General features: G+C 61.6%; 18 protein-coding genes and 1 pseudogene. 6 read left to right on the forward strand and 13 right to left on the reverse strand.

Features of this window, described 5'->3' with window-relative positions; all coding sequences use genetic code 11:
- Nucleotides 1-203, forward strand: a pseudogene (locus HJB83_RS00005) (IS110 family transposase); the annotation flags it as partial.
- A gap of 241 nt (nucleotides 204-444) precedes the next feature.
- Here HJB83_RS00005 and HJB83_RS00010 read toward each other — a convergent pair.
- From HJB83_RS00010 to HJB83_RS00065, 12 genes are all read right to left on the reverse strand, one after another.
- A complete protein-coding gene (locus tag HJB83_RS00010; RefSeq protein ID WP_207583132.1) occupies nucleotides 445-936 on the reverse strand; it encodes a F0F1 ATP synthase subunit B in 492 nt (163 codons plus the stop codon).
- Between the two features lie 3 nt (nucleotides 937-939).
- On the reverse strand, nucleotides 940-1,563 hold the full coding sequence (locus tag HJB83_RS00015; RefSeq protein WP_207583131.1) for a F0F1 ATP synthase subunit B: 624 nt from the start codon (nucleotides 1,561-1,563) through the stop codon (nucleotides 940-942).
- Nucleotides 1,564-1,640: 77 nt separating this feature from the next.
- A complete protein-coding gene (locus HJB83_RS00020) occupies nucleotides 1,641-1,868 on the reverse strand; it encodes a F0F1 ATP synthase subunit C (RefSeq protein ID WP_207583130.1) in 228 nt (75 codons plus the stop codon).
- Nucleotides 1,869-1,936: 68 nt separating this feature from the next.
- A complete protein-coding gene (locus HJB83_RS00025; protein WP_207583129.1) occupies nucleotides 1,937-2,689 on the reverse strand; it encodes a F0F1 ATP synthase subunit A in 753 nt (250 codons plus the stop codon).
- 63 nt (nucleotides 2,690-2,752) lie between these two features.
- The gene (locus HJB83_RS00030) at nucleotides 2,753-3,085 is read right to left on the reverse strand and encodes an AtpZ/AtpI family protein (protein ID WP_207583128.1); all 333 of its coding nucleotides are present in this window, start codon (nucleotides 3,083-3,085) and stop codon (nucleotides 2,753-2,755) included.
- A gap of 271 nt (nucleotides 3,086-3,356) precedes the next feature.
- On the reverse strand, nucleotides 3,357-4,550 hold the full coding sequence (locus HJB83_RS00035) for a cell wall hydrolase (RefSeq protein ID WP_221131092.1): 1,194 nt from the start codon (nucleotides 4,548-4,550) through the stop codon (nucleotides 3,357-3,359).
- Nucleotides 4,551-4,913: 363 nt separating this feature from the next.
- Nucleotides 4,914-6,812 (reverse strand): potassium transporter Kup, encoded by a 1,899-nt coding sequence (locus HJB83_RS00040; protein ID WP_207583126.1) that lies wholly within the window; start codon nucleotides 6,810-6,812, stop codon nucleotides 4,914-4,916.
- Nucleotides 6,813-6,830: 18 nt separating this feature from the next.
- Nucleotides 6,831-7,808 (reverse strand): magnesium transporter CorA family protein, encoded by a 978-nt coding sequence (locus tag HJB83_RS00045; RefSeq protein ID WP_207583125.1) that lies wholly within the window; start codon nucleotides 7,806-7,808, stop codon nucleotides 6,831-6,833.
- 477 nt (nucleotides 7,809-8,285) lie between these two features.
- Nucleotides 8,286-9,467 (reverse strand): Mrp/NBP35 family ATP-binding protein, encoded by a 1,182-nt coding sequence (locus HJB83_RS00050; protein ID WP_221131093.1) that lies wholly within the window; start codon nucleotides 9,465-9,467, stop codon nucleotides 8,286-8,288.
- A gap of 24 nt (nucleotides 9,468-9,491) precedes the next feature.
- Nucleotides 9,492-9,848 (reverse strand): hypothetical protein, encoded by a 357-nt coding sequence (locus HJB83_RS00055; protein WP_221117557.1) that lies wholly within the window; start codon nucleotides 9,846-9,848, stop codon nucleotides 9,492-9,494.
- A gap of 152 nt (nucleotides 9,849-10,000) precedes the next feature.
- Entirely contained in the window at nucleotides 10,001-10,735 is a 735-nt protein-coding gene (locus HJB83_RS00060; RefSeq protein WP_207583122.1) for a LuxR family transcriptional regulator, read from the reverse strand.
- Between the two features lie 282 nt (nucleotides 10,736-11,017).
- Complete coding sequence (locus HJB83_RS00065) at nucleotides 11,018-11,815, reverse strand: IclR family transcriptional regulator (RefSeq protein WP_207583121.1); 798 nt, start codon at nucleotides 11,813-11,815, stop codon at nucleotides 11,018-11,020.
- A gap of 108 nt (nucleotides 11,816-11,923) precedes the next feature.
- On the opposite strand from HJB83_RS00065, the gene HJB83_RS00070 reads away from it, so the two are divergent.
- From HJB83_RS00070 to HJB83_RS00090, 5 genes are all read left to right on the forward strand, one after another.
- Nucleotides 11,924-12,691, forward strand: a complete 768-nt coding sequence (locus tag HJB83_RS00070) for an SDR family NAD(P)-dependent oxidoreductase (RefSeq protein ID WP_207583120.1) — start codon at nucleotides 11,924-11,926, stop codon at nucleotides 12,689-12,691.
- Nucleotides 12,691-13,605, forward strand: a complete 915-nt coding sequence (locus HJB83_RS00075) for a 2-dehydro-3-deoxygalactonokinase (RefSeq protein WP_207583119.1) — start codon at nucleotides 12,691-12,693, stop codon at nucleotides 13,603-13,605. Before HJB83_RS00070 ends, HJB83_RS00075 begins: the two co-directional genes overlap by 1 nt.
- Nucleotides 13,606-13,618: 13 nt before the next feature.
- Nucleotides 13,619-14,251 carry a 2-dehydro-3-deoxy-6-phosphogalactonate aldolase gene (locus HJB83_RS00080; RefSeq protein WP_221117558.1) on the forward strand — a complete coding sequence of 211 codons (633 nt, stop codon included), beginning with the start codon at nucleotides 13,619-13,621 and terminating at the stop codon, nucleotides 14,249-14,251.
- Nucleotides 14,252-14,255: 4 nt separating this feature from the next.
- Entirely contained in the window at nucleotides 14,256-15,143 is an 888-nt protein-coding gene (locus tag HJB83_RS00085) for an SMP-30/gluconolactonase/LRE family protein (RefSeq protein WP_207583117.1), read from the forward strand.
- A 234-nt stretch (nucleotides 15,144-15,377) separates the two neighbouring features.
- A complete protein-coding gene (locus HJB83_RS00090; RefSeq protein ID WP_221159345.1) occupies nucleotides 15,378-15,983 on the forward strand; it encodes a PRC-barrel domain-containing protein in 606 nt (201 codons plus the stop codon).
- Nucleotides 15,984-16,098: 115 nt separating this feature from the next.
- On the opposite strand, the gene HJB83_RS00095 is transcribed toward HJB83_RS00090, so the two are convergent.
- Nucleotides 16,099-17,463 carry an EAL domain-containing protein gene (locus HJB83_RS00095; protein ID WP_221117589.1) on the reverse strand — a complete coding sequence of 455 codons (1,365 nt, stop codon included), beginning with the start codon at nucleotides 17,461-17,463 and terminating at the stop codon, nucleotides 16,099-16,101.
- Nucleotides 17,464-17,531: the final 68 nt, after the last annotated feature.

A 17,531-nucleotide genomic window follows, 5' to 3' on the forward strand; every position in this document is an offset into this window, starting at 1 on the left:
GCGGCGGCCGCGGCAAGGTGCGGGCTGTGCTGTTCATGGCCGCCCTCGTCGCCAGTCGGTACAACCCCGACCTCAAGGCCTTCCGCGACCGTCTGGTCGCGGCCGGCAAGCCCAAGATCGTCGCAACCGTCGCAACTATGCGCAAGCTGCTCACCATCCTCAATGCCATCATCAGGGACGGACGACCATGGCAAAACGCTTGACAAATAAGACAGTCGCTCTCCCCGCTCGCGGAGCGAAGGGACAAGCCGCACCCGCTTCCTTAACCTCAAAGCCGCGTTTGGCACGTTCCCTCGCCTCGTTTACTGGTAGAGAGTTAGGGTGAGGAGCAGTCTTCGGCGCCAAGCCGACAGCCGTGGCGCACAGCTTGGGATAGATAAAAACGTCTGCCAACAAGAAAGGCCGGGACATGCCCGGCCTTCGATCTCAATCTTTTCGAAGCGCTCAGTTGAGCCGCGTCTTGACCTGGCCGACGGCATTGCCGAAGAGTTCGGACTGGACCTTGGCGTCGGCCTGCTTGGCAAGCACCGTTTCGGCGGCGGCGATTGCGAGATCGACGGCAGCGGAACGCACCGCCTTGATCGCCTCGGCCTCGGCCTGCTTGATCTTCTGCTCGGAAACCGCCGTGCGATTGGCGACGAATTCTTCCGTCTTCATCTTCGCCTCAGTGGTCAGCATTTCGGCTTCGCGCTCGGCAGCGGCTACGATGTGGGCAGCTTCGGCTTCCGCTTCCTTGCGCTTGCGCTGGTATTCGGCGAGCAGGTGCTGGGCCTCCTCGCGCAGGCGCTTGGCTTCGGCCAATTCGTTGCGAATCTGGTCGGCACGGTCGTCGAGCGACCTTGCCATCATGCCCGGAACCTTCAGATAAACCACCAGGGCCAGGAAGAGGACGAGGCCGACAAAGGCGAAGAAAGTCGCGTCAAAGGCAAATTCCATCGATCAAGCCTCCTTCTTGGCCGCCGCGACGGCAGCGGCAACATCGGCCTTGGCTACGGTGCCGCCGATCAGCTGATCGACCACGGCAGCCGCGGTTTCCTCGGCAATGGTGCCGACGTCGGCAAAGGCCTTGGCCTTGATCTCGCCGATGCGGAGCTCGGCAGCCTTGATCTTTTCCGACAGGCTCGCCTCGACAGCGCGGCGATCCTCTTCGGCCTTGGCCTTGGCGGCATCGCGTGCGGCAGCGCCGATCGCGTTGGATTTGGCGCGGGCAGCGGCCAGTTCACCTTCATAGGTCCGGACGGCAGCGTCGGCTTCCGCCTTCAGGCGGCCTGCTTCTTCCAGATCCTGGGAAAGGCGCGTGTGACGCTGATCGAGGATCGCCCCGATGCGCGGCGCGATGACCTTTTGCATGAGCAAATAGAAGACGCCGAACGTGATCACCAGCCAGAGCAGCTGAGACGCGAAGGTCGTCGAATCGAAAGGCGGGAAAGGGCCGCGGGCGTGTCCGCCTTCGGCAACACCGGTCTCGGTATGGACCTCGCCTGCGGCCGGAGCGGCATGCGCATCCGTACCCGTCGCTGCCGCCGGTGCTTCTTCAGCGTAAGCCGGGGTCACAAAAAACATTCTCACCTCCAGGTGGACTGCAAATGCAAAGGATCACGGCTTGCGGTCGCAGGCCGTGATCCATCTATTCGCCGATATCAGACGGCGAAGAGGAGGAGGAGAGCGATGAGCAGCGAGAAGATGCCCAGAGCTTCCGTAACGGCGAAACCGAATACCAGACGGCCGAACTGGGCGTCAGCGGCAGACGGATTGCGCAGTGCGCCGGAGAGGTAGCTGCCGAAAATATTGCCGAGGCCGAGAGCCGTACCGGCCATACCAAAGCAAGCCAGGCCTGCACCGATGTACTTTGCTGCTTCCGCTTCCATGTTGAACTCCTTTGAAATGGTTGTTGCGGCGAATGACTGACGCCCTCGAGACGTCGATGTCGTTATCCTTAGTGCCCGCCCGGATGGATTGCGTCGTTGAGGTACATGCAAGTCAGCACCGCGAAGACGTAAGCCTGAAGGAAGGCGACGAGGAACTCGAGACCGGTCAGGGCGACGGTCATGATGAGGGGAAGAACGGCGCCGCCGACACCGAGAGCACCCAGGGTTCCAAGCGAGGCGACGAAGCCTGCGAACACTTTGAGCGTGATGTGACCAGCGAGCATGTTGGCGAAAAGACGAACCGAGAGTGAAATCGGCCGCGACAGGAAGGAAATGATTTCAATCGTCACCACCAGCGGCAACAGCGCGACCGGCACGCCCTGCGGCACGAAGAGATTGAAGAAGCGGAAGCCGTGCTTATAAAAACCGTAGACGACGACGGTGCCGATGACGAGCAGGGCAAGGGCGAAGGTCACGATGATCTGGCTCGTCACCGTGAAGAAATACGGGAACATGCCAAGCAGGTTCGCCGTCAGCACGAACATGAAGAGCGAGAAGACCAGCGGGAAGAATTTCATTCCCTGCTTGCCCGCGCCTTCCTTCAGCATGTTGGCGATGAATTCATAGGACATTTCCGCGACCGACTGCGAACGGCCCGGCACGATGGCACGGTTTGAGGTCGCGAAATAAAGGAAGCCGACGGCAACGGCAGCGGAAGCGGCCATGAAGAGCGATGCATTGGTGAACGAAAAATCAATTCCGCCGATTTCGATCGGCACAATCTTCTGGATCAGGAACTGATGAGTCGGATCGTTAGACACCGCTTGTTCTCTCTCTTTGGCCCGCAGGACGCGGGGTCATTGCACTGGACCGGAACCCGGTCCCTATTTCTTGTCGTCGTCCAGGGGATGGGCCACCACCCCCGCAGAACGCAGCACGTTCAGAACGCCGGCACAGAATCCGAGAAGCAGAAGAACAATCATCCCCCAAGGCGCCGTGCCAACAAAACGGTCGAAGACATAGCCAAGGACGGCACCGACGACGATGGCAGAAATGAACTCGCTGGAAAGCTTCATCGCCTGGGCATAACCTTTGCGGCTTACCTCGGCACGGGCTTCCCTGGCCTCGTCCTTCCCCGTCTCGACACGCTTGGTCGCGAGTTTCGCTTCCAGTTGCGTACGGCGCTTTTCAAGACTTTCCTCGCGGTCGTCCGCCATGGATCTCTCCTCGCTTGCCCGTTGCCCGCACTCCCGCTACCCCGGTCATTCGGACCCCGGACGCGAAGGGTGAGACCCTTCCGGCCCGTTCTGAAGTCGCGCGCAACATAGTTTTAGGGATTAGCATAGTCAAGGCGTAGACAGCTTCTGTCCAGCGAGAAAATAATTTCATCGAATCAAAGAGATAAACCGATTTTGGGTCGATCGCTTAAATTCGATGGAAAGAATCCGCTTTTGAGCCCGGTAAATCAGCTTGTGCAGGCGATTTATCTCAGCTCCAGCCGCCGCCATAGGTGCGATAGAAGACGTGAAGACCGATGCGGCCGACCTTTTCCATGGTCTTTGCCCATTTCGGCCTGACATAGACGGCATGGTAATGAGTCGCCGAGCCCACCTGCGGCAGCCAGATTTTGCCGGCGGTCACCGCCATCGCCACATCGCGAGCCATCCGCCAGTGGTATTCCGAGTTCACCCGGTCCTTGATGCTGTCGCAGGCGAAGGAAAACTGGCAGCGGTTGCGCCAATCTTCGTTCTGGTAGACGACGCCGCAGATGGTTTTCGGATAGGAAGGGTTGCGGACGCGGTTGAGGATGACCTGGGCGACTGCCGCCTGGCCCTTCACCGATTCCCCACGCGCCTCGAAATAGATGCCGGAGGCAAGGCACTGCTGTTCGCGGGCGGAAAAGACGCTCGGCGCCAATATGCTTGCGGCCCAGGCATGGTCGCGCGGGCCGATCTCCGGAACGAAGCGGCCGCTGTCCTGCTCGGTCAGTATGGAATCGAAGGGCGACTGGCGGGAATAGTCGGGTGCGGCCGGCCCATAGGCAGTGGCAAGCACATCGGCCTTGTCGCTGGTGACGAGGCTTGCAAGCATCGCCGGCACGCCATCATCGGTCACCACCGGCAGCTTCTTATAGAAAGATGTGGCGATCTCGATTTCTTTGCCCTGGATCTTCGGCTTGACGAAGGCCGACCTGTCATTGAGATCGAAGCTCGGGGTGAACAGCATCTTGGTGCGCTCGAGGATAGAGCCGGCGGAAAAGTCCTTCGGCGGCTGCATCCTCTCGACGGCGACGACGCGGCCCTTCTTGGTGGCGCGGTTGACGCGATCCTCGTCCGGCGTGTCCTCGTGGCCCTTGTCCTTGGCGGTGCCCTTGTCTTTGGCAGTGAAAGCAACCTTGCGGCCATCGGGAAGCACCATGCCGGCCCCTGACGAGATCGTGCCTGTCACCGTCGGGTCGGCGAAGGCAAGTTCGGCCTGATGGATGGAACCGGCCGGCGAATTGGTCAGCACCATGCGCCAGTTCCCACCCTCATGATCGAGGCCGGCAAGCATGGCGGCGAGATCGGCATGGGACGTGACGCTCGGGAAGATCAGCCAGCAGGCAAGCCCGAAGATCATCGGCGATACCCAGTTCTCGGGGAAAAGACGCAGCTTGCTACGGGAAGAGCTCTTTCGACGCAAAACCAACTCCGGCAATGGAACGCGGGATCATTCCATCGAAAATCTCTCATTAACCTTGACGTCGGGTTAACGGGCCGTACCGGAATGTGGCTATGGCCGAGGTCAGGCTTGCTCTCTCTTCTCCCCAGCGGGGAGAAGGTGGCCCGAAGGGTCGGATGAGGGGGCCACACGGCACGCCCTTCATTGCCCTTCGCTTGCGCGACGAGCATTCGCGGCTTTGCCGCTCACCCCCTCGTCTGCCTGCCGGCATCTTCTCCCCGCTGGGGAGAAGGGGAATCGTGGCACCGTCAAGCGTCGCCTGTGGAACGCCGCTTGTGCCTTGCTACCTGGCTCGCCACAGGAGAAACTAACAGCTCCCACCCATCAAATTATAACATGAGACCCCAGTTCCACCACGCGGTTGGCCGGCAGGCGGAAGTAGTCGGAGGGGTTGGCGGCGGCGTTGGCCAGCGCGATGTAGAGCCGGTCCTGCCAGTAAGGCATGCCCGACTTGGCGTCCGGCACCAGCTTGCGGCGGCCGAGATAGAAGGAGGTCGACATGATATCGAACTTCAGTCCCGTCTTGCGCAACGTCGCCAAGGCCTGCGAGACGTTCTGCGATTCCATGAAGCCGAAGAGCAGTTCGACGCGGGAGAAGCGCTCGGAAATCTGCTCGACCTTGTAGCGGTCCTGGCTTGGGACGCGCGGCTTGTTGACGGTGCGGATCGTCAGGATGACGTTGCGGTCGTGAAGCACATGGTTGTGCTTGAGATTGTGCAGCAAGGCGGCGGGGGCCGATTCCGGATCGCTGGTCAGGAAGATCGCGGTGCCCGGAACCTGGGCCGGCGAATGGTCGCTTTTGCGCTCGATCGAGCTTACGAAGGAGGCGAGCGGAATATCGGTGTGGCGGGTCTTTTCCATCAGGATCGCGGTGCCGCGGCGCCAGGTCCACATGACGACGGTAAAGGCCGTGGCGATCAGGATCGGGATATAGCCGCCGTCGTGGATCTTCAGAAGGTTGGCGCCGAGGAAGATCAATTCGAGCACGACCAGCGGCGCGAGCGCGATCACCGCAACCGGAAGCGACCAGTTCCAGCGGGCGCGAACGAATTCGAAGGCCATGATCGAGGTGACGACCATGGCACCGGTGACGGAGATGCCATAGGCGGTCGCCAGCGCGTCCGACGTCTTGAAACTCAGGACCAGGAAGATGACGCCGATGAACAGCACGGCATTGACCGAAGGAAGGAAGATCTGGCCGGTATTGGTTTCCGAGGTGAAGAGGATTTCCATGCGCGGCAGGAAGCCGAGGTTAATGCCCTGACGCACCAGCGAGAAGGCACCGGTGATGACGGCCTGGCTGGCAATGATCGTCGCGGCGGTCGCCAGGATGACGACCGGCAGCAGCGCCCATTGCGGAAACATCAGATAGAAGGGATCGGACATCGTCTCCGGCTTGCCGAGCACGAGGGCGCCCTGCCCGAGATAGTTCAGCGTCAGCGACGGAAACACCAGCGCAAACCAGGCCCATTGAATTGGCCGGCGGCCGAAATGGCCGAGATCGGCATAAAGCGCCTCGGCGCCCGTCACCGTCAGGAAGACGGCGCCAAGCACGACGACACCGTAGAAGCCCTCATGCAGCAGGAAGCTGACGGCATAATAGGGATTGAAGGCGGCGAGGATGCCGAAATCGTCCGAGATATGGGAAATGCCGGCGGCGGCGATGACGATGAACCAGACGGCGGTGATCGGGCCGAAGAACCTGGCGACGGCACCGGTGCCGCGCGATTGCACGACGAAAAGCAGCGCCAGGATCACCACCGAGATCGGCACGATATATTCCGAGAGCCTCGGTGTGACGAGCTTCAGGCCTTCGACGGCCGAAAGCACCGAAAGCGCCGGCGTGATCATCGCATCGCCGAGGAAGAGGGCAGCACCCATCAGGCCGAGCAGCATCAGTATGGCGGTATGGCCATTGGCGGTCTTCATCAGAAGGGCAAGCAGCGACAGCGTGCCGCCCTCCCCCTCGTTGTCGGCGCGCAGCAGGAAGAGCACATATTTGATGGTGACGATGATCGTCAGCGCCCAGATCATCAGCGAAATCAGGCTGATGACCTCGAAGCGGGTGAGGCCGTCATGGGCCACGGGCTTCAGCGCCTCGCGAAAGGCATAGAGCGGGCTGGTGCCGATATCGCCATAGACGACGCCGACGGAACCCAGCGTCAGATAGAACAGCTTTTTCGGCGTCATCTGGGATTCGTTCGGATGGCTCTCTTCAGACATGAAGTTGCAACAGGCTCCTCAGAGCCAGCCTTTCCAGCGAAAAAAGAAAAAGGGGATGACGGCGGAGACCACCATCAGAGCCAGCGAATAGGGATAACCCGCGGCCCAGGCCAGCTCCGGCATGACCTGAAAATTCATTCCATAGACGGAGGCGACCAATGTCGGCGGCAAGAACACCACCGAGGCGATCGAGAAAATCTTGATGATCGAATTCTGCTCGATGTTGATCAGACCGAGCGACGCGTCGAGCAGGAAGGTGATGTTGCCTGCGACGAAGGAGGCATGCTCCGACAGCGACTGGATATCGCGCGAGACGGTGCGGCAGAGCTCCTTCGCCTCACGGTCCTGCTGGATCGCCGGGATCGTGTGAAAGAAGGTAAGCAGGCGGGAAAGCGAACCGAGGCTGTCGCGCACCTTGCTGATCATCCGGTGATGGCCGGCGATATCCCGCAACTTCTCCTCGAGGTAGTTCGAGGGCTTGCGCGTTTTCTTCGCCCGGTCGCCGAAGACATGCATCGACAGGATGTCGAGGCGCAAGATCGAAACCTCGAGGATTTCGGCGGTGCGGTCGACGATCGTCTCCAACAGCTTGGCGAGAAGGGCAGCACCGCTGCGCCAGTTTTCCGGCAGCCGGTGAAGGGCGGCGATGAACAGCGCAAAGGATTTTGGATGGGCGTAGCGGATGGTGACCAGCCGGTTTCCGGCCAGGATGAAGGCGACATCGGTCAGCGTCGGGGCCTCGGTATCAGCCTTCCAGAGAAGCGAGCCGGTCATGAAGACGGCATCGTTTTCGACATAGAGGCGGGCGGAAGGCTCGATATCCTTGAGGTCGTCACGGGTCGGAACCTCAATGCCGAGAACCTTCTCGACATAGAGTTCCTCGTCGCGGGTCGGCTCGATCATGTCGATCCATACGACATCCCCAGGAAAGGATGTGGCATGCGACAGATCGCGGATCTCGACCGACGTGCAATTGGAACAGTAAGCGGTGATCACCGGCAGCCTCTCCGATGCTCACGACGCTTCGCGGCCATTGCGCTTTTCATCGAAAGCCTTTCCATGCGGCCGCCAGCGCGGCAACGCGACGGTCGCTCGTGTGCGTCGCTCGAAGCGACAGCGGATCAAGAAAGTTCATACAACTCCGGCTGCATGCAACCTCAACGGCCAGCATGCGCATTGTGCTCCACCGCATCGCAGCTACCAATCCTTCGATCGACAAGACAACTCCGAACTTGCAGGCGAGGCGACCCTTCGAAAACGAAGATGGCCGTCATTGAGCATCTGCAGCAAACGCCATCATGGCGCCGCGGCATATGAAGCAAAGCCATGCAATAATCAAGACATCTTCCGTGATCCGCGGCTTTTCACCACGTTTCCCTCGCAATTTCGGGTATCCGCCGCGGTGATTCGAGGTTCGAAAGTCTCTGTTTTGCGCGCGCCTCGAGCTGCTGCACACTTTTTGATGGACGAGGCTTATTCGAAGACGATCGCCGGAGCAGGACGCTGCGGCTGGCCACTGACCTGTTCCCAGACCTTGGTGGCGATGCCGCGATAGATGCCGGCGACGACGCCATTCGGCTCGGAGGCGACGAGCGGCGTGCCGGCGTCGGAGGTTTCACGGATGTTCATCGTCAGCGGCACTTCGCCGAGGAAGGGCACGCCGATGCGCTCGGCCTCCTTGCGGGCCCCGCCATGGCCGAAGATGTCGTAGCGGGTGCCGGTATCGGGCGCGATGAAATAGCTCATGTTTTCGACGATGCCGAGCACAGGCACCTCGACCTTGCGGAACATGTTGAGGCCCTTGCGGGCATCGATCAACGCCAGATCCTGCGGCGTGGAGACGATGACGGCACCGGCAAGCGGCACCTGCTGGGCCATGGTCAGCTGCGCGTCGCCGGTGCCGGGCGGCATGTCGACAACGAGCACGTCGAGTTCACCCCAGGCGACTTCGCGCAGCATCTGCAGCAGTGCCGACTGGACCATCGGGCCACGCCAGATCATGGCCGTCTCCTCGTCGACGAGGAAACCCATCGACATGACCTTGAGGCCGTAATTCTCCATCGGATTGATGATGCGGCCGTCGATCTGCGTCGGACGGCCGGATATTTTTAAGAGCCGCGGCATCGAGGGACCGTAGATATCGGCATCGAGAATGCCGACACGGAGGCCATTGGCAAGCAGCCCGAGCGCCAAGTTGACGGCGGTGGTCGACTTGCCAACTCCCCCTTTACCCGAGGCGACGGCGATGATGGCGCCGATGCCGGGAACGCCGATCTTGCCGGCCCGCGGCGGCTGTTGCGGGGCATGGGCGTGGCCCTGGTGTTCATGTTGGTGATCATGTTGATGATCATGGCCGTGCGGCGGGTTCGGTACTGGGCGGGCAGCCGGAGCGGCGGCGGCGGCCTTCTTATCGGCGGTCAGTGTGACGAGCGCGCCCTTGACACCCGGCATTGCTTTGACGACGCGCTCAGCGGCGAGCCGCATAGGCTCCAGCTCCTTGGCGCGATCAGCCGGAACGGTGATGGAGAAATAGACCTTGCCGTCGGAGATGAAGACGTCGGAAACCATGCCGAGCTCGACGATATCGTGCTCGAGATCCGGTCCACGCACGGTCTTCAGCGTTTCGAGAACCTGTTCCTTGGTGACGTCGGTCATTCCACCCTCACTGCTTCTTCTCGATCACAGATAGTGGAGGCGGACGCCTTCGCCAAACAAAATCATCGCAGGGAAAATCGATTTGCCGGCCAGCAAAAAAAGCGCGGGGAGAATCGGCGATCCGTTGCGGCCATCAAGTCCGCCGGGCTTTCGCCCTGATGGCCGCAACGGTCTCCCCGAGAACCGGCGCAATCCGGGGCGAACTAGCGCAAGCCGACAAAAAGGCCAGAAAAAAACGAAGGGGAAAGGCCAGATCACCACAAGCTGCGATGCAAGCGGTGCCAAAACGCAACAACCGCCGCCGACACCGAAGGCTAGGGAAAGCGGCATCGGCGTCGGGCAGCGGCGTGTCGGCCGCGCCATTTGCTGGCGCTGGTCCAAGTCCCCTCTGGGCCTTTGGCAAAAGAGATGCAGAAAGCGTGCCAGACGGAAATCGGGCGGAAATGGCACAAAAGCGGCCTGAAGACGGCGACAACGGCAAGGAAATGCCCAAGCGCTGGGCGTCGGCGAAACCATGCCGTGCTTTTTGCAACTTATTTGATCAGGCCGATGCGCAGCGCCTTGGCAACCGCCTGGGTCCGGTTGACCGTGTCGAGCTTCTTGGTGGCGCGGTTGAGGTAGTGATTGACTGTGTGCTCGGAGAGAGTGAGGATTTCGGCGATTTCCGCACTGGTCTTGCCCGCCGCCGTCCAGTTGAGGCAGTCGATTTCCCGGTCGGTCAGCGTGTCCGTCATGCGCGTATCGAGGTTACGGATCTCGGCGAGCCTGTCGTAGACATGGATAGAGATGTAGCAGAGTTCACGCATCTCCGCCGGGCTGAAAGGCTCGCGGTCGCCGGTGAAAGAGATGGCGCCGCGCAGGCCGGATGGCTCATGCGTCGGAAAATAGGCGCCGCGCATCATCCTGAACCGTTCGAACAGCGTGGTGACGAGGCCGGACTTGCCGTCGTCCCGCGACCAGTTCTGGCGCGACATGTCGTAGGAGAAAGGCCGCGCCGATGTTCTGAGGCGTCTCAGAACCGGGCTGTTCACCAACAGGCCCTCCTGGTCGTAAAGGGCCAGAAACTCGGCCGGCCAGCTGGTGATGACGGTGCTGCCCTGGATATCCAGGGATGTGATCGGCGGCAGATTGAGAACCATGAAGGCGCGGCTGCGATAGGCTTCGGTCACGCGTTTCAGGAACCGGAAAATATCAAACTGGGTCTTCAGGCCGGCTATTTCGTTGATGTAGTCGTCGTCTTCCGGGGATGTTTGCGACAAGGGTGCCATCACATTTCTTCATCTTCGGCGCTGCGGCCGGTTCGATTGCATCGGAGAATGACGATCGCTTGGATCTAACGGAATCGGCCTCGGCATGCAGCGTTCGGCCGGCAAGTGGTTAATCGATTTCGCAGACTATTTGCAGTTGTCGTGATTCGCCGGCAAATCTCAATATCGCCCTCATCATAAGCATGCTCTCAGATCGCATTCGGCAAGGGGGCGGAGGGCAATTTATTCTCCACTCCAACATGATGTCGTCCGAATACCGCTCACACTTTTCGGCATCGTGCTCTAGCGGCGGGGGCCGAGCCGGATGCGCATGTCTTCCATGATCCTCCCAGCCGCCAACTGAACCGGAACGGCCCATTGACGCAGAAGTTCCATCGACAAGCGGTAGGCCGGGCCGGTGATCGAAATGCCGCCGACAAAGGTTCGGTCCTGCGACCAGACGGGTGCGGCAACGCAGCGGATGCCGGCTTCATGCTCCTCGCGGTCGAAAGCATAGCCCTGGTCGGCAATCTCGCGGATTTCGGCCAGCAGCGTTTCGGCTGAGACATGGGTCGAGGCGGTAAAGCTGGTGAAGCTCAGGCCGGTGAGGAGATCGACGAGGCTTTCGGCCGGAAGCAGCGAAAGCGCGGCCTTGCCGACACCGGTGCAGTAGCAGGGCGAGGCATTGCCGATCTGCGAATACATGCGCACCGGCTGACGGCCGTCGACCTTATCGAGATAGATGATCGACTGACCCCTGAGGACACCGAGATGCACCGTCTCACCGGTCGCCTGCTGCAGATCGGAAAGGTGCGGCTCGGCAATCAGCCGGAATTCGTTGCGCGCCCAGCTGCGCGCGGCGAAGTCGAGCAGGCGCAGGCCGGGCGCATAACGGCCGTCGCCATCAAGTTCAAGCAGGCCTTCCTCCAGCAGATGGCTCAGTTGGCGATGCAATGTGCCGCGCGGCTGGCCGGCAAGGGCCAGGATATCGGTGAAACGCAGCGGCGCATCCGCATGGGTGACGAGATCGAGCAGAACCATCAGTTTGCCGAGCGTGCCGGTCTCGCGTGCCCGTGCTGCGCTCTCGCCGTTTGAATTCATCGCCTCATCCACCCTTGACAGAAAGGCCAGCGTAAACCGATAATTCCATATAGTCAAATTAAGTTCCAAATAATGGAACGGCGGCAAACTCGGGAGGAGACGGTGACCATGATGCCAGCAGCACAATTTCCCGAGTTCAAAGAACGAGCCGTGCTGGTGACCGGCGGCGGATCGGGCATAGGTGCTGCGATCGTCGAAGGTTTCGCCCGCCAAGGCGCCAAGGTCGCGTTCATCGACATCGCCGAGGCGGCAGGCCGCGAGCTCGCCGAACGGCTATCGCGGGAGACGACCCATCCGGTCTCCTTCTACCATGCCGACCTGCGCGACATCGAGGCGATCCGGCGCACGGTCGACACCGTCGTCGCAAGTTCAGGGCCGATCCGGGTGCTGGTCAACAATGCCGCGTGGGACGACCGTCATGATTTCGACGCGGTAACCGAGGCCTATTGGGACAACAACCAGGCGGTCAACTTGCGGCATGTATTCTTCGCCTCGCAGGCGGTGGCGCCGTCGATGCGGGCGGCCGGCGGTGGGGCGATCATCAATATGTCGTCGATCGCCTTCAAACTGAACATGGGCGGCTTTCCCTCCTACGCGGCGGCGAAGGCTGCGGTCGTCGGGCTGACAAAGAGCATGGCGGGCAGGCTCGGGCCGGAGAACATCCGGGTCAACTGCATCCTGCCCGGCATGGTCGTCACCGAACGGCAGATGCAGCTCTGGCTGACGGAGGAGAGCATTGCGCGCTCCGTCGAGCAGCAGTGCCTGAAAATACCCCTCCAGGCCGACGCGATCGTCGGCCCCTGCCTGTTTCTTGCATCCGACTGTGCTGCGGGAATGACCGCCCAGTCCCTGATTGTCGATGGAGGCGTTCTGTAATGGCAAATCCCGCTTATGTCGCGGTGGACTGGGGCACCAGCAGTTTCCGGCTCTGGCTGATCGCCAGGGACGGCAGCATCCTTGCCGAGCGCCGAAGCGGCGAAGGCATGACGAGCGCTGTAAAAACCGGCTTTTCAGCCGTGCTATCAGGCCATCTCACCGCCGTCGAGGCGCCGGAAAACCTGCCGGTGATCGTCTGCGGCATGGCCGGCGCCCGGCAGGGCTGGGTCGAGGCCGGTTATATCGACGTGCCGGCCCCGCTCACCTCGATCCTGACCGCGGCAGTCTCCGTGCCTGGCGAAAGCCGCGACGTCCGCATCCTGCCGGGCCTTGCCCAGCGGGATAAGGCGACGCCCGACGTCATGCGCGGCGAGGAAACCCAGCTTCTCGGCGCACTCGATACCGCAAGCTCGGGCGCGCAGGCGGTCTGCATGCCCGGCACCCATTCGAAATGGGTGCATGTCAGGGATAGCAAGGTCACCGGCTTTTCGACCTTCATGACCGGCGAGCTGTTCGACGTCATCAGCAAACACACGATCCTTTCGCATGCGGTTGCCGGTGCGGGAGAGCAGCCGGCGGACACGGCGGCCTTCGAGGCGGCGGTATCGGCGGCCTTCCAGCGTCCAGCACTTGCCTCCAACCTGCTGTTTACCGCCCGCTCGGGCCAGCTTCTGCACGGCATATCTGCCGCTGCCGCGCAAGCCCGGCTTTCCGGCACGCTGATCGGTCTCGAAATCGCCGGCGCGCTGCAGGATGCCGCCAACTCAGACATCACCCTCGTCGCTTCCGGACGCCTGCAGGCGCTCTACGAACAGGCGTTCAGAACACTCTCCCTTACCTTCACCGCCATCGATGCGGACGCCGCCGTGCGCCGCGGGCTTTCGGCCGCTGCCGAAACCATCTGGCCGAATTGAGAAAGCTGACACGATGAACCGTATCCCCTTCCCCGACATGAAGCGCCCGCTGATCGCCATCCTTCGCGGCATCCGGCCTGACGAGATCGAGAGCATCGTCGGCGCCTTGATCGATAATGGCTTGACGGCGATCGAGATCCCGCTCAACTCGCCGGAGCCGTTCAAATCCATCGAGATCGCCGCGAAGATGGCGCCGGCCGAGGTGCTGATCGGCGCCGGCACGGTGCTGACGGTCGAGGCGGTCGACAGCCTGCATGCCGCCGGCGGTAAGCTGCTGGTCACACCGAATGTCGAGCCCGAGGTGATCATCCGGGCCCGCGACTACGGCATGGTGACGATGCCGGGTGTGTTTACGCCGACCGAGGCGCTGGCCGCCGCGCGCGCCGGCGCCACCGGTCTCAAATTCTTTCCGGCCAGCGTGCTCGGTCCATCCGGCATCACGGCGATCCGGGCCATCCTGCCGCCGGAACTGGTGATTGCCGCCGTCGGCGGCGTATCGGACAAGAATTTCGGCGATTACACCAAGGCTGGCATCTTCTCCTTCGGCCTCGGCACCAGCCTCTACAAGCCGGGAATGACCGCGGCAGAGGTTGCCGAGCGCGCCAAGGCGACCATTTACGCCTATGATGCAGCCATTGGAGCGTGAACGTATGACCGATATCTACGAGTTCGAGGGCAAGACCCTTTGCAACACCAATTCCGTTCTCGGCGAAGGCCCGACCTATGATCCGGACAGCAATACCGTCTGGTGGTTCAACATCCTCGGCAAGGAACTGCACGAGCTCAATCTTTCGACGAGCGCGAAAAAGGTGCATCCGCTGCCTGCCATGGCCAGCGTGCTTGCCCGTATCGACGCCGGACGGCAGCTGATCGCGACCGAAGAAGGGCTTTTCGTCCGCGATGTGGCCAGCGGCGGCCTCACCTTCTACGCTGCGCTCGAAAACGACAGGCCGGAAAACCGTTCGAACGACGGCCGCACCCATCCCTCCGGTGCGCTCTGGATCGGCACGATGAGCAAGCGGGCGGAAAACCAGGCCGGCGCCATCTATCATGTCGCTAGCGGCAAGGTGACGAAGATCTTCAACGGCATCAGCATCCCGAATTCGATCTGCTTCTCGCCTGACGGCACGATCGGCTATTATACGGATTCGCGCCTCAACCGGCTGATGCGCGTCATGGTCGATCCGCAGACCGGCCTGCCCTCGGGCGAACCGATCGTACTGGTCGACAGCGCCAACGAGCCCGGCGATATCGACGGCTCGGTGGTCGATGCCGACGGGTATATCTGGAATTCGCGCTGGGGCGCCGGCGTCGTCGACCGTTACAATCCCGATGGCCTGCGCATCTCGCGCTACAAGGTTCCCGCCGTCCAGCCCTCTTGCCCTGCCTTCATCGGCGTCAACGCCGATCGGCTGGCGGTAACGACCGCCTGGGAGGGGCTGGACGAGGATGCCCGTTCTGCGCAGCCCAGCGCCGGCGCGCTGCTGGAACTCGGCATCGACGTCAAAGGCGTGTTCGATCCGGTCTATGTGATCTGAACATCGGATCATCTGAATTTGCTTGCCAGAGGCGCTCCCGACCGGGGCGCCTTTTCTCATTTCGGCTGCCGCCTCTTGAGAAATGTTCCGTGAAAATCGAGAAATTTTCCGTGTTTTCAACCGGAACCAATCGGCGCACCAGTCATTTCCTCTTCGAACCGGCGCGGTAGTGGACCTGAAAACAGGCGATGCCGCCCAGGGATCACTCTAGGGAAAAACGAAGGTAGGTTCGAAATGACACGCAAACTTTTGACGACCGTTGCCGCTGGCGCTCTGTTTGCCACGGCTTTCGCACCGGCGGCATTCTCGCAGGCGGCCCCGCAGCCGGCGGACCCGGCCGCTCCGACGCAGGCGGCGCCTGCCGATCCGGCGGCACCGAAGCCGATGACCCCTGATGTCACCAAGCCCGCAGGCGATGCCGCACAGGCGCCGGCTGCAGCCCCGACGGCAGACACGGCTCAGACCGGCTATATCACGGAGCAGGCTCCGGACCAGGTCAGCGCCAACACCTATATCGGCCAATCGGTCTATAACGGCAACAATGAAAGCATCGGCAGCGTCAACGACCTGATCCTCAAGAAGGACGGCGGCTTCGTTGCTGCGATCATCGGCGTCGGCGGCTTCCTCGGCATCGGCGAAAAGAACGTCGCCGTACCGATGGAAAAAATCACCGTCGCTCAGAACACCCAGGACGGCAGCGTCAAGCTGACGACCAGCGAAACGGCTGAATCGCTGAAGGCCGCACCTGAGTTCAAGACGTTGGCCATGCAGTCAGCTGAAAAGGCCCCGGCGGCGACCGGCACCGATACCACGGCCACCGGCTCGACGACCGCCAAGTGAGCCAGGGCCAAGTAGACTCGGGCCAAATACACTCGGCCCAAGTACCCGCGCGGGTCGTATAGCGTAGGCGATGGTGCTCCCAGGGGCGCCATCGCTTTTTTTGCTGTGGCATCGCTTAAGCGCTAACACGCTCGACCATGGCCGGATCGTAATAGTTCTCGTGCAGGAAGCGCAGCGTGGCGATACCGTCGGCCGGACGGCCGAAATGGTAGCCCTGGCCCATGCCGCAGCCCAGCGTGCGCAACTTCACCGCTTCGGCATAATCCTCGATGCCCTCAGCCACGACTTCCAGTTCCAGGCCCTCGCACATGGTCAGGATCGCCTTGACGATGTGTTCGGAGGCGCGGTCGGAGTTGATGCGGGAGACGAAGGCACGGTCGATCTTGATCTTGTCGAAGATGAAGTCGCGCAGGCGCCCGAGGCTCGACTGGCCGGTGCCGAAATCGTCAAGCGAAATGCGCACACCGGCGGCGCGCAAATCGGCGATGATGCGGTGGGCGGTATCGGCCGAACTCATCACCGCGGTCTCGGTGATCTCCAGCTCCAGACGATGCGGATCGAAGCCGACGCGGCCGAGGATCGACAGGACGCTGCTGCTCGTGCCCGGATCCATCAGCTGGGCCGAGGAAAGATTGAACGACAGGAAGAGTTCGCGCGGCCAGGAAAGGGCGGCTTCGGCGGCTTTGCGCAGCAGCGCCTCCGACAGCGCATCGATAAAGCCGCGCTCTTCGGCCAGCGGCACGAAGACGCCGGGCGAGACGAAGCCGAGATCCGGATCGTTCCAGCGGGCGAGCGCTTCGAAGCCGACGACCTGATTGTTGGAGAGCGAGACGATCGGCTGGAAATGCACGTCGATCACGTCGGTGATGATGGCGTTTCTGAGCGCCTGCTCCAGCTGCGTTGCGCGCTTCATTTCCTGAGCGATCTCGCGCGAATAGACGGTGACCTGGCCGCGGCCGCGGCGCTTGGAACGGTAGAGTGCGGTTTCGGCGCTCTTCAGCAGTTCCTCGCAATCTTCTCCGGCGAACGGGTAGATGGCAAAGCCGAGGGAGGCTGAGAGACGGACGTTGCGGTCGCCGAGGTCATAGGGGGCCGATAGCACCTCGCGGATCATCTGGCCAAATTTCTCGGCACTCGCCCGCTCGAAAATCAGCGGCAGCACGAAGGCGAATTCATCTCCGTCATGGCGGGTAACCAGCGCGCCATCAGGAATACAGGCCCTCAGGCGATGGGCGACCTGGCACAGGATTTCATCGCCGGCTGTCGAGCCGAAGAGATCGTTGATCGGCTTGAAACTGTCGAGATTGGCGATGCCGATGGTGAAGGGGGCCGGATCGCTGGCGCGCTCCGAAGAGATCTGCAAGACCTTGTCCCGCATGCGATTGCGGTTTCCCAATCCGGTCAGCGGATCGCTATAGGCCATTGCCTGAAGCTCATTCTGACCGACGGTCGAGAAGGCCATTTCCGCCGATTTCATTATCCACCCGAGCTTTCCCGCGCCACGCAGAGAATGACCGGCATATCTTAACAATTCGATAGTAGATCGGC

This window comes from Rhizobium sp. NZLR11 (genome assembly GCF_019685115.1).
In the GTDB taxonomy this organism is placed as follows: Bacteria; Pseudomonadota; Alphaproteobacteria; order Rhizobiales; family Rhizobiaceae; genus Rhizobium.